The organism is Streptococcus suis (genome assembly GCF_902702775.1).
Lineage (GTDB): Bacteria > Bacillota > Bacilli > Lactobacillales > Streptococcaceae > Streptococcus > Streptococcus hashimotonensis.
Window position 1 is genome coordinate 2124111 of sequence record NZ_LR738724.1, and the last position, 12434, is coordinate 2136544.

At 41.2% G+C, this 12434-nt stretch carries 9 protein-coding genes; 2 read left to right on the forward strand and 7 right to left on the reverse strand.

Going from position 1 to position 12434, the window contains the following annotated elements; genetic code table 11:
* Positions 1-88: 88 nt before the first annotated feature.
* The 6 genes from GPW69_RS10260 to GPW69_RS10285 all read right to left on the reverse strand — a co-directional run bounded on the left by GPW69_RS10260 (position 89) and on the right by GPW69_RS10285 (position 8778).
* Positions 89-541, reverse strand: a complete 453-nt coding sequence (locus GPW69_RS10260; RefSeq protein WP_074391271.1) for a GNAT family N-acetyltransferase — start codon at positions 539-541, stop codon at positions 89-91.
* 9 nt (positions 542-550) lie between these two features.
* Positions 551-1462, reverse strand: a complete 912-nt coding sequence (locus GPW69_RS10265) for an aldo/keto reductase (protein ID WP_074391272.1) — start codon at positions 1460-1462, stop codon at positions 551-553.
* Positions 1463-1529: 67 nt separating this feature from the next.
* Entirely contained in the window at positions 1530-2543 is a 1014-nt protein-coding gene (locus GPW69_RS10270) for a glycosyltransferase family 2 protein (protein ID WP_171841462.1), read from the reverse strand.
* 44 nt (positions 2544-2587) lie between these two features.
* Entirely contained in the window at positions 2588-4987 is a 2400-nt protein-coding gene (locus tag GPW69_RS10275; RefSeq protein WP_074391274.1) for a glycoside hydrolase family 3 C-terminal domain-containing protein, read from the reverse strand.
* Positions 4988-5348: 361 nt separating this feature from the next.
* On the reverse strand, positions 5349-5828 hold the full coding sequence (locus GPW69_RS10280; protein WP_074391275.1) for a GtrA family protein: 480 nt from the start codon (positions 5826-5828) through the stop codon (positions 5349-5351).
* Positions 5829-5865: 37 nt separating this feature from the next.
* Entirely contained in the window at positions 5866-8778 is a 2913-nt protein-coding gene (locus GPW69_RS10285; protein ID WP_074391276.1) for a glycoside hydrolase family 3 C-terminal domain-containing protein, read from the reverse strand.
* A 239-nt stretch (positions 8779-9017) separates the two neighbouring features.
* Here GPW69_RS10285 and GPW69_RS10290 point away from each other — a divergent pair, with 239 nt between their 5' ends.
* Positions 9018-9731, forward strand: coding sequence for a LytR/AlgR family response regulator transcription factor (locus tag GPW69_RS10290; protein ID WP_074391277.1), 714 nt, complete (start codon positions 9018-9020; stop codon positions 9729-9731).
* Positions 9728-11035 (forward strand): sensor histidine kinase, encoded by a 1308-nt coding sequence (locus tag GPW69_RS10295; RefSeq protein WP_074391278.1) that lies wholly within the window; start codon positions 9728-9730, stop codon positions 11033-11035. The genes GPW69_RS10290 and GPW69_RS10295 overlap by 4 nt, the downstream gene beginning before the upstream one ends.
* Before the next feature lie 38 nt (positions 11036-11073).
* Here GPW69_RS10295 and GPW69_RS10300 read toward each other — a convergent pair whose 3' ends face one another.
* Entirely contained in the window at positions 11074-12420 is a 1347-nt protein-coding gene (locus GPW69_RS10300; protein ID WP_074391279.1) for a metallophosphoesterase, read from the reverse strand.
* Positions 12421-12434: the final 14 nt, after the last annotated feature.

The following is a 12434-nucleotide window of genomic DNA, read 5'->3' on the forward strand; positions in this document are numbered from 1 at the left end:
TTATTTTTTCCAAAATATAGTCCGTATTCCTTCAAAAAACTACCTCTTATATAACTTGACTTGTGAGTACAGGCTTAAAAAACCAGCCTTAAACGACTGGTTTAGTATAAAGCATATCTAAATGTGGAATGTCGTCCTCTAGATAGACTTCTGAAACCGCCTCAAAACCTAGCGAACCATAGAACTTTTCTAAATGGGCTTGGGCACCGATTTTAATCTGACTTTCTTTCCATTCGTGTGTAATATAGCGAATTGCCTGCTCCATCATTGGTCTTCCTAAGCCTTTGCCACGATGACTTGGCTTGATAACCACACGGCCGATAGAAACTTCGTCATAGCTTAGACCAGCTGGCAAGATTCTCAAGTAAGCCACTAACTCTCCTTCATCAGTTCCCAAAAGATGAAGACAGTTTGGATCCTTTCCATCAACTTCAGGATAGGGACAGGCCTGTTCAACGACAAAGACATCAACTCTCAGTGTCAATATACCGTAAAGTTCCTGTAAACTTAGTTGGTCAAATGCTTTTATTTCCCACTGCATAGCTTCCTCCTAGGGCAAGATGTTGCCTGCACTTTTATATATTTCGTACCATTCTGGTCGAGTCAAGGTAATCTGACTAGCTTGTGCAATCTTGGTCAAACGTTCTGGATTCATGGACCCAACTATGGTTTGAATCTTTGCTGGATGACGCAAAATCCAAGCTACGACAATTGTTTCATGTGAAACATTGTATCGCTCTGCTATTTCCCCAATCGTTTGATTTAAAAGAGCATAGTCAGGATGGTTGGCAAAAATACCTCGTTGCAAATCAATCAAGAAAGGAGACCAGGCTTGGATAGTGATTTTTTTAAGCTGGCAATAGTCAATCAGTCCACCATCACGCATAGTCGCAGCATCATCTTTCATATTGACATGTAGTCCTGCATCAATCAAAGGCGTATGAGCAGGAGATAGCTGCAATTGATTAACTGCAAGCGGTTGATCTAGATAGGATTGCAATAACTCCATTTGGTAAATATTTTGGTTGCTGACGCCGAAATGATGAACCTTCCCTGCTTTTTTCAAGAGATGAAAGGCTTCTGCCACTTCCTCTGCTTCCATTAGAGCATCCGGACGGTGTAAGGCGAGAACATCTAAATATTCTGTATCCAAGCGCTTCAAAATCCCGTCCACAGATTCCAAAATATAGTCTTTTGAGAAATCAAAATAACCTTTACGAATGCCACATTTGGACTGGAGAAGCAGGTCCTCACGCTTGAGACCTGCCAACTTGGTGCCCTGAGCAAAACGGATTTCTGACTCACCACCACCATAAATATCCGCATGGTCGAAAAAGTTGATTCCCTGTCCAACGACTGTATCTAATACTTTAGCAGTTTCCTGCTCTGTCAAACTAGCCATTCGCATACAGCCTAAAGCAATTCGTGAAACTTCTAGACCTGTTTGTCCTAATCTTTGCATTTATCTTCTCCTTTGTAAACGCTTTTCATATTCCTTATTATAACTAAAACTCAGCCGAAACTGAGTTTTAGTTAAAACCATAAATTCTTTTCGCGATTTTATAGACGGCATTGGAAATTTTTCGGCCTGGGTAACCGTAAAGGTTGGTTAATTGACCGAGTAACCCTTTTCGAACAATCTTAAATAGAGATGGATTGTTATCCCGAATATAGTGCCAGAGTTCCTGCTTTTTCATCATATGTTCAGCTGTTCCAGCACGATTGAGAAGAGCACAGGAGATAATGGTGGTAATTTCCACATGATTGAGCAAATAACTCCGTAAATCAGGATTGTCAATCGCCTCCAAGTCTAAATTGTCTACCAAGATTCGATTGACTTTCAACTGCTGGTCAATTCGTTTAATCATGACAGACTCATTGACAGACTGGTCATTTCGCCCAATAAAGTAACGATAAAAATCTACTGGCAGATAGAACATCGTTTTCACAGCCTGTAAAGGGGTAAATACGAAAATATTATCCACATAGAAGGTATGTTCTGGTAGAACGAGACCAACCTCGCGCAATAAATCTGTCCTGTAAATCAAGGAATGCATCATCATGTACTGACCCTTAGAAAAGGCACCCACATCCTCCCAGCCGAAAATACGGTTCTCAGGTAGAGTGGATTGATAAGACATGGATTTTTTACGAGATTGTCCCTCTTTTTCGTAAACAAAGTTGGAGATAAAGGCATCAACTGGCGTATTTTCATCTTCCAAAGCCTGCAAACTCTCCAGGATCTTCAAATAGGCCCTGGTATCGACCCAGTCATCTGAATCTACAACTTTAAAGTACTTCCCCTTGGCCTCACGTATCCCTGTATTAACAGCTCCGCCATGGCCCTTATTGTCCTGATAGATGGCACGTACGTTTGAAAATTGATTCTCTAGTCCCTCTGCGATTTCCTGAGTCCGATCGGTCGACCCGTCGTTAATAATCAGAATTTCAACCTTGTCACCACCCATTACAAGGGAATGAACACAATAATGAAGGTAGGCCTCCGAATTATAACTCGGAATGGCAATGCTTAGTAAGGTCATCTTTCTCTCCATTTGACACAATTTGTTACTATTTTATCACATTTTCAGGAAAGTTGCTTTTGATATTTTCTTTTTGCTTGATAGGCTCTCCATAGTTGGCCTAAACCCTTGAAAAAATGGCCATTGACAATAGTTAGAATCCCTTCTACCATCGGTAAATCGAGCATGTCACCTGTCATCTTTGCCATTGCCCTAAATGGCATATTATAAAGGAACAGCAGGTTCAAGTCAGGAGTCCCTTTCTGCTCTGCTTTTTTGAGTAAGCTAACCAATAGTTTATGCACACCACGTGCCAACCCACTCTTCGCAAATTGGAGTTTCAAAACTGGATCGTTCAGGCTCAGTTCTTGACCGATTTTCCAAGTTTCTTCTGGAACTGGACGTCCAAGCAATTGTGCAAAATCCTGCGATGAAACAGCCTGTACTTGGGCTGTCAGATAAGTCGGAAGCTGTTCTGAAGCAGGAAATTGGTCTACTGTACCATGCCGGGTAATCTCACCAACCAAGCGAATATCCTGACTACTTGCACCTACATACAAGAGATAATTTCCAGCCTCTACTTCAAATTGGCCTGTCTCTTTATTAAAATAACGGAAAGTATAGTCCTCAAAAGGGATAAAAATTTGTTTGGACTCGCCTGCTTTTATAAATACCTTTTTAAAGCCTTTTAATTCCTTTACAGGTCGGTAAATCTGACTGTCTTCTTTGCCTACGTACAATTGGATAATTTCAGCCCCATCTACCATTCCTGTATTAGTGATCGTGACGGAAATCCCTGATTCAGACACTTCTAATTGACTGTAAGAAAAGTCTGTGTAGGACAATCCATAGCCAAAGGGATACTTGACAACATTGTCAACACTTGTAAAGTAACGGTAGCCTACATAGAGAGATTCCTTATAGAGGGAAAAATCTCCCTCAGCAGGATAGCCCTCAGAAGACGGAACATCTGCCAATTCAACAGGATAGGTCTCGCTTAGTTTCCCTGACGGGTTGACACGACCTGTCAAGGTATCTAACATGGCTCTAGCGCCAGCTTCTCCTGATAGATAGCCGTGAAGAACCGCATCTACATCCACATCCCAATTCATATCCACAACCGAACCAGCTGATAGGACAACAACGATTTTTTTACCTGTCCCTACCAAGGCATTCAGTAAGGATACCTGGTTTTTGGGGAGACTTAGATGTTGACGATCCAAGCCTTCACTTTCACTCATTTCATCCAGCCCCATATAGTACAGAACAAGTTCTGCTTGGTTAGCAAGGTTGACAGCTTTGTCAACTAACTCCCCATCCTCTTTATCTACACGTTGATAGCCTTGTTCGTAACCAATGACATTTAATGGATAATCCGCGATACAATCCACTATTTTATCTAATTGTCTTGTATTGATTAATGAAGAACCGGCTCCTTGATAGCGAGGATTTTGGGCAAATTCTCCGATGAGGGCTATTTTTATCTCGCTAGATAAGGGCAAGGTCTGATCCTTATTTTTTAATAATACAATGCTTTCAGCAGCAGCCTGACGGGCCAATTCATGTTGTGCAGAATAATCTACAGTTTGTTTTTCAGCATTGGCCAACTCCAAAACCACATCAAGTAGCTCATCCACGCGCTCATTCAATACCTGCTCGGACAGACGACCAGACTGAACAGCGTCAACAATTTCCTTTTGACCGACCTTTTTTGTACCTGGCATTTCCAAATGACTACCATTTTCAACACCGAGAACATGGTCATTGGAGCCTCCCCAATCCGATACGACAAAGCCAGTAAAGCCCCATTCGTCACGAAGAATGTCACGCAAGAGGCGCTTATCTTCATTAGCATAGACGCCGTTTATTTTGTTATATGCAGACATGATTGCCCTTGGATTTCCTTCACGCACAGCAATCTCAAATCCTGTCAGATAGAGCTCTCTCAGCGTGCGCTCATCAACAATGGAGTCTGAAGCCATACGGCGCAATTCCTGACTGTTTACAGCTAAATGCTTAGGTGTTGCCGCAACACCTTGCGACTGCATTCCTCGAATCATTGCGGCCGCCAGTTTTCCCGCCTGATAAGGATCTTCTGAATAATACTCAAAGTTTCGACCACATAAGGGACTGCGCTTGATATTAAGCCCCGGACCCAAAATGACATTGACACCCAAGCTGTTTGCTTCTGCGCCGAGACCTTGTCCGACACGTTCAACCAGATCCACATCCCAAGAATTTGCCAAGGTAGCAGCTGTTGGGAAACAAGTTGCAGGGACAGACGCATTCAGCCCTAAGTGATCACCTTCACCTTCTTGCTTGCGAATTCCATGTGGCCCATCAGACAAAAAGATAGATGGAATTCCTTTTTCGGGGTAATCCTTGGTTTCCCAAACAGATTTTCCTGACATGAGTGCAGCTTTTTCTTCCAATGTTAAACGATTAATAATCTCCTGATGCTTCATCATCTTTTCCTCATTCTATTTCTTTACCACTATCATATCAGACTAAAGGGGCAATTAAAACGCTTTCTTCATAATCTGTACGATTTTAGGCATAATCTGCTACAAAAAACCTCCCCAGAAAATACTAGGGAGATCGCTCTTATTACTTCTTATACTCAATGAAAATAAAAATCAGGCTAGCTCCAACAGTCTGAGAATAGACTGTTGGAGGTGGGAGATAGGACGAACCTTGTTCGTTTCGATATGAGCAGATAGAACTCTGTCACTTTATTATTGTCAAGTGACAGGCTGGAAACCTCCACTGGAGCTTTCCACTCATCAAATCAAGTCAACAACGGCTGAGTTTGATTTTCGAAGAGTATTATTTCATGATTACAAACTTCATCATCGGATAGTTGACAGCCACTTGAACGAAAATATTGACCCAATTGGCTGCTGTCTGTGCCCAACCCAAACTCAAGCCCCATGATGTAAAAAGCTGAGTAGTATAAGGTGGTAGCACAATGGACAAAATTCCTGCAACTAGAACAGTTATGATATACCAATGGAGGGTTTTGGAAATATCATTTTCTGCACCAAATACCAACTTCCTTTGGACGATATAGTTGACAATCTGTGCCGCTACATAGGCCAATAAGAAGGAGAGAAAGCCGTTTAAACCGCCATTTTCTACGGAATAATGGAAGATGAACCAGTGAAATGGCTGACTTGACAAGGCTGTAAAGAGGAAATTTGTCGACAACCAAAGAACACAGAAATTTGTAATGGTCGCTATGTTTGATAATACATTAAACTTGATAAATTCCCACAAGTCTGGGTGTTTAGCAATCCATTCTTTCATACGGTCTCCTTGAAGACAAGGGGGAAAGCCCCCCTTGTTATGCTGCGTTTTTTTCTTCTTTTTTCTTACCTGTCAACTTGACAAGACCGAAACCTGTCAATCCGATTAGGGCAATATTGCTTGCTACTAAAGCTACAATCCACCATTTCGTTTTTGGTTTGTAGATGTCAAAGGCTGCAGAATGAGCAACGGTGTACAAGATATTTTTGCTTGCCTGACGAAGTGCTGCAACACCTTCTTCTGTACCTGTTGATGCTGCTGTAGGGAGGCTTCCCATAGGTGTCAACATGAGGTCACCACCATTGCGGATAGCCTGGTCTGGACTCATGTAATCCTTACCTGCAAAGTCTGTAATCACCATCCCTTTGAAGCCCCACTCGTCACGAAGGACAGTATTCAAGAGGTCGCTATTACCCCCTGCCCAGAGGGTACCAATACGGTTAAAGGATGACATAATAGCAGTCGCTCCGCCTTCTTTTACAGGAATTTCAAAGGCTTTCAGATAGATTTCACGGATAGCTTGTTCATTAGACCATGTTGCAACACCATCACGGTTATCTTCTTGGTCATTGAGAGCAAAGTGTTTTGTGAAGGTATAGACTCCATTTTCCAGAGCTTTTGCTACCAGTGAGCTTGCCATTTTACCTGAAATCAGTGGATCTTCTGAATAGTACTCGAAGTTACGACCTGAAAATGGTGAGCGGTGGATGTTCACAGCTGGGGCATATAGACCAACGATACCATGTGCCAATGCCTCTTTGGCAAAAGCATCACCCATTTCTTCAGCCAAGTCAGTATTCCAAGTAGAAGCAACAACAACTTCTGAATTGTATTGAACACCTTTGATACCTTGGAAGATACCGTTAATACCAGCAGGGCCGTCCAAGTCAACAACAGCTGGTTTATCAATTGATTTGACTGCTCCTGTTGCATAACCACCATAACCGATTAAGTTGACCATTTCGTCAATAGACATTTGAGCAACTAATTGTTCCCAACGCTCATCATCATAGTCTGCACCAATCAAATCAACCAAACGAAGTCCATTATCTTCTGTTGTTACTGTATCAATCGGTGTTTCTGAAGATTCGTCAATGCGGAAGTTCGAGCGATCAACCTCAGCAGCAATTTGCTCACTAGCTTCTTTATCTTTTGTACGTTCAGTTGGCAAAGTACTTTCCCAGTCCGCACGGGTTACATACTTAACATCGCCAACAGCATATTCAAATGCATTAGTTACCTCAGCCTTGTCAGATGAACGTTGCTTCAAGACTTCCTTGCTGTCAACTGTGTAAGTTTCTGAGTCCAATACATCATGAGCATTATTCATGAGTTTGATCTGGTAGTCACCTTTATCCAATACATAGGCTTTTTCAGTCTTTTCATCGTAAGATGCCATGTCATCACGGTCGAAGGAAATTGTCATTTCTTCACTTTGTCCTGGTTCAAGTACATCTGTCTTGTCAAAGCCAGCCAAGACAACATGGGATTTTTCAATGCCACCTTCGGTATATGGAGCAGTGTAATAAACTTGTGCAACTTCTTTACCAGCTACATCACCAGTGTTAGTTACTTTGACATTGACCTCAATCTTGTCACCATTTTCTTTCATACTGGTGATTTCTTGGTCAAATGTTGTATAGCTCAAACCGTAGCCAAATGGATATTGCACTGTTGCATCGTAGGCTGCCTCATCTACTTGACCAGTCGCGTTGTCAACAAAGCGAGTTTCATAGTAACGATAGCCTAGATAGATGCCTTCTTGGTAGTTAACAAATTTGTAGTTAAAGGTCTGAGGCTCTTTTGCTCCCCATGGAGTATCTTCATAAGTAATATTTGTATAAGAGAAGTCCCCTGTATTCCAGTAGGTTGGGTTGGTTTCCAAGTCATAGGCATAGGTATCGACCAAGCGACCAGACGGGTTGACATCTCCTGCCAAGACATTGGCTACACCGTTCAAACCAGTTGAACCTGGTCCTCCAATCCATAGAGCTGCATCGACACCTGCATCTTCCAAGAAGCCAAGTTCCATAGCATTTGAAGAGTTGACCAATACAACAACTTTGTCAAAGTTTTCAGTCACAGTTTTCAGCATAGCCTTCTCAACATCTTGAAGTTCAAGATAGTGCTTATCCTTGTCACCTTGTTGGTATTCTGCCATATTTTGTGGAAGGTCTGCACCCTCACCACCGTTACGAGAAATGACCAGCAAGGCTGTATCGGAGAAGTTCTTCGCGTTTGTTAGCAATTCATCTGTGTATTTGTCTTGAGTTGGCTCATAGATATTGTAATCTCCACCATTAAGAGAGAAGATGTTAGTACCTTCTTTTTCTGGTAGGTTTTCTGTGTAGAAATCAGTCAATTCACTATTGACTTCAAAACCAGCATTTTCAAGACCTTGTTGCAGATTAACGTTTTTAGACTCATCCGCAGCACCTGAACCAGATCCTCCGTAAGTAATGGCTACAGAAGAAATACCAAAGACATTGACCTTAGATGATTTTTCAAGCGGTAGGGTCTGATTTTTGTTTTCAAGCAAGACAGTGCCTTCTTCTTGAATAGTTGTTACCAAAGATTTAGAAACCTCTTCTGCCTCAGCTATTTTTGTCTCATCTGCATAAGACGGCGCAAAATAGGTGTCGATTACATTGACAAACATATTGACAGCATAGTTGGCACCAATGATTATTACACCTAATAATGCCAAAAGTGAAGTAAAGATCTTTGATTTTTTGGAAACAAATGCCTTATTCTTCATACCTTTGTAAATATAGTATGCGAATAAAGCTACGACTGCTAAGCTACCACATATTAAAACAGTCTTTGCAATCCCTGCTGCATCCCATGCTTGATAGGAACTGGCATAATCTTCCGCCGCAAATACCGTTACTCCGACATTTCCCATGAGAGTAACTAAACTTGCTAAACCAAGTTTTTTCCAAGCCTTCATAAGACTTCCTCCTAAACGTTTCGGCTTTCATGTAAGCCTTTTCTTTTTCTTGAATCCACTATATCAATTAACACACTCAATGAAAACCCTTTCTTCATAATCTGTCATTTAACCTTCATAATTTGTAAATTGAGAAAAATAATCCTACTCTTGCTATTTTATCATTTGATTTTTCTAAAATATAGCTAACAATTTCATTTTAATTTTGATATACTGATAGAAAATAAAAGGGGTACTTTATGAAAATCGCGATTGTAGAAGATCAAAAAATCGAGCAAGATAGATTGTCCAATTACATCAAAACCTACTGCCAAAAAGCTGGGATTGCAGTGGAAATCAGCTGTTTTAATGACGGTCTCCATATCACTAGTGACTATCAAAAACAATTTGACCTGATTTACCTAGATGTCGAGATGGAGATTATGGACGGGATGACCACTGCTCAAAAGATTCGGTCTGTGGATAAAGATGTTCTCATCGTCTTTGTGACCAATCATTCCCATGTCGCTATTCAGGGTTATTCTGTTGAGGCCATTGATTTTCTTCTCAAACCACTGAGCTCCTTTGTCTTTGAGGAACATTTTAAAAAAATTCTGAGAAAATTACCCGATAGTCAAGAGAAACAAAGTTTGTATATAAAAAGCAAGCAATCCACTGTAAAACTCTATCAAGAAGATATTGTTTACCTAGAAAGTCAAGGACATCAGGTTCATATCTACACAGTTGACGGTGGCCTAACGATTACCCATAATAGTCTCAAGAATCTCGAAGCCATGTTAGACAGTAAATTGTTTGTACGGGCCCACTCCGCCTATATCATCAATTTGTCCCACGTTCAAAAAGTGGAAGGTAGCCTTGTTTACGTCACAAATACAGCCTTGCCGATTAGCCGCCCAAGAAAAAAAGAATTTATGACAGCTCTAACCAACTTCATCGGAGATAGCCTACTATGATCAATTTCCCTGATATTCCACGTTTCTATTCTGCTCTAACAGAAAGCTTGGCCTGCCTACTGGTCTGTTCCTCACTTGTTTTGTCTGAAAAATGGTCACACAAACAGTTCCGTATCTTCCTGATTTTCCTCATACAAATCTTACTTCAACTTGTAGCTGGCAAACTCCCTTTGCTTTTTTGGACTGTGGGAATGGGCATCAATATCGCTTGGATGTTTGTTTCCATTCGATTGCTTGGAGTTATCCACAAGAGGACAAGTCTCTATTTGACAGCAAAAGCCTTTATTATTGCCGAATTAGTAGCCTCCATTACTTGGCATCTCTACTGTTTGACGATTTATCAACAACCTGTGGATAACTTGTGGACACAGGGGTTATTTCTGTTGATAACTTCTCTACTTTCTTACTGGCTCATCTATCTACAAGATAAAAAAGTTTACTTAGAAGAATTGGATAAATTCATTGAGCAGCGAGATGTGACGGTAGCTGTCTTTACAACCTTATCTATCTTTGTTCTTAGTAATATTGGTTTCATCCTCTCAGGCACGCGCCAATTTCAAGACTCGACCAGCATTTTCATCCTCCGGACAACCGTCAATCTCTCTGGTCTTCTGCTCCTATTTACCCAAGAATCTCAACAATACGATCGCTACTTACGGCAGGAATTGACTTCTATCAATAATATGTTTCAACTTCAATACAAGCAATACCAAGCCTATCGTGAAAACAGTGAGATTCTTGACCGTAAGGTCCATGATTTAAAGCATCAACTGGCCATCATTCAGCAAGAATCGGATAAAACAAAAAAGGAGAAATACCTGGAGGAAATGAGCGAGGTGATCCAGACCCTTGATGCCAAGATTGAAACAGGAAATCCCGTTCTAGATACCATTCTCAGCCAGAAAAATTATTACTGTCTGCAAAATGGAATCAACTTTACCTGTATTGTTCAGGGAGAACCCCTTCATTTTATGGATGTAATGGATATTTCAGCTCTGTTTGGAAATGCCATTGACAATGCCATCGAGGCTGTTGAAAAAATAGATAACCCTGAACAACGCTTGATTACTTTAAAGGTTGCCAGCCATCAGCAATTTCTCATCATTCGATTAGACAACTACGATACCTCTTCACTAGACTTATCCACAGGACAGCTCCCTGAAACCTCAAAAACAAATAAGGACTACCACGGATTCGGTCTTAAGAGTATGGAGTATGTTGCCAATAAATACGGTGGCAGTCTCACACTTAGCAAGGAAGATAATTGGGTGCAACTAAAAATCATTCTCCCCTTACAAGCATAGAAAAATCCCGTTTAAAGGCGGGATTTTCTTTCTATTCATCATTTAGAAACCGTCACTTGCTCCACATCTCGACTTTGACTCCGTTTTATAATCACATCAAGATAATCAGCCAAGAAACTTCTCGGTGATGCTGCTTGCAAGGTCTGATAGGCTTGGCTTGGAAATACCGTCTCATCAAGCCAAGTCTGGTCCAATTTTTCTCCTGAAAAATAAGCACGATTGGCTGGCATGATAAATTGTGAAATTGCATCTGCCGTCTCGCCATCATACCACCGTTCATCGTTCAACACATTGTGGACCATGATGTCACTGGTATTGTCAAAGACGGTTTGTAAGTACTTTACGTGATCCTGTAAATTTGGATCACTAGGTTGGTGTTTTTCTGTCCACGAAGCCATATCAAGTTGAGTTTTTTGATAGTGAATGCTTGCATTACCTAGGCTCAATTGGCCGATAATTGCTGGATAAATAGAAAATGCTCCATTGACCACTTCAGTATAGCTGACTTGCCCCAAGTCTTCTTCAACAATATTCTGAGAATGAGTGTGTCCTGAAAAACCAAATTGAATGCCATATTGATTGAACAAGGCCTTCAAATCGGCAGTATTATCCAAAGTATAGCCTTTTGAGAGCATGGCATGCTGTTGCAAGACATTGTGATGGACAACAGGTATCAGGCTCACTCCAGCTTCCTTGGCTGCCTGAAGCTGTACTTCTATCCAATCCAAGGTCTCTTTTTTGATACGTCCATTGGTTGGAGGAGCTCCTTTACCGTAGCCATCAGAGTAGATGTTACTGTCTATCATCAGAAACCAAGCATTGGAAAATGGCTTGGCCAGATAGCTCAATGAGGCTTGATCACGACTGCTGGCTTGTTGATAGCCATGATCGTCAAATATATCTGAAAATTGCTGAGCGGTGACCTGATCTGTCACTACCTGCTGATCTCCCTTAAAAGCCCTAGCCCAGCCACTGGCAATATCATGGTTACCAGAAATGACCAAAACCTCTGTTCCTTTTTCTTCAATCTGGGTAAAATACTGCGCCAACTCAACCATGCTCTGCTTTTCACCATTGAGAGTCAAATCCCCACTGACTAGTAACAAGGACGGTTGCTCACGCTCAACCTGCTCAACCAAGGACTCCATCCGCTCTTTTCCATAACGTAAATCCTTGCCAGCAGCTGTTTTTTCGATATAAGAAAAAGCCTCTCCATCATCAAATAAATCCTGTGATAAATAATGCAAATCTGTGATAATCCAAATTTTATCTTGGTCTCTTAATGCAGCCTCGACATAGGATTGCTGACGCTGGCCAGCAATAGCAGACCAAATCAAAACAATGACTGCAATAGCTCCTAACAATAATACTATTTTCTTCTTCATACCTTAAAAGTATA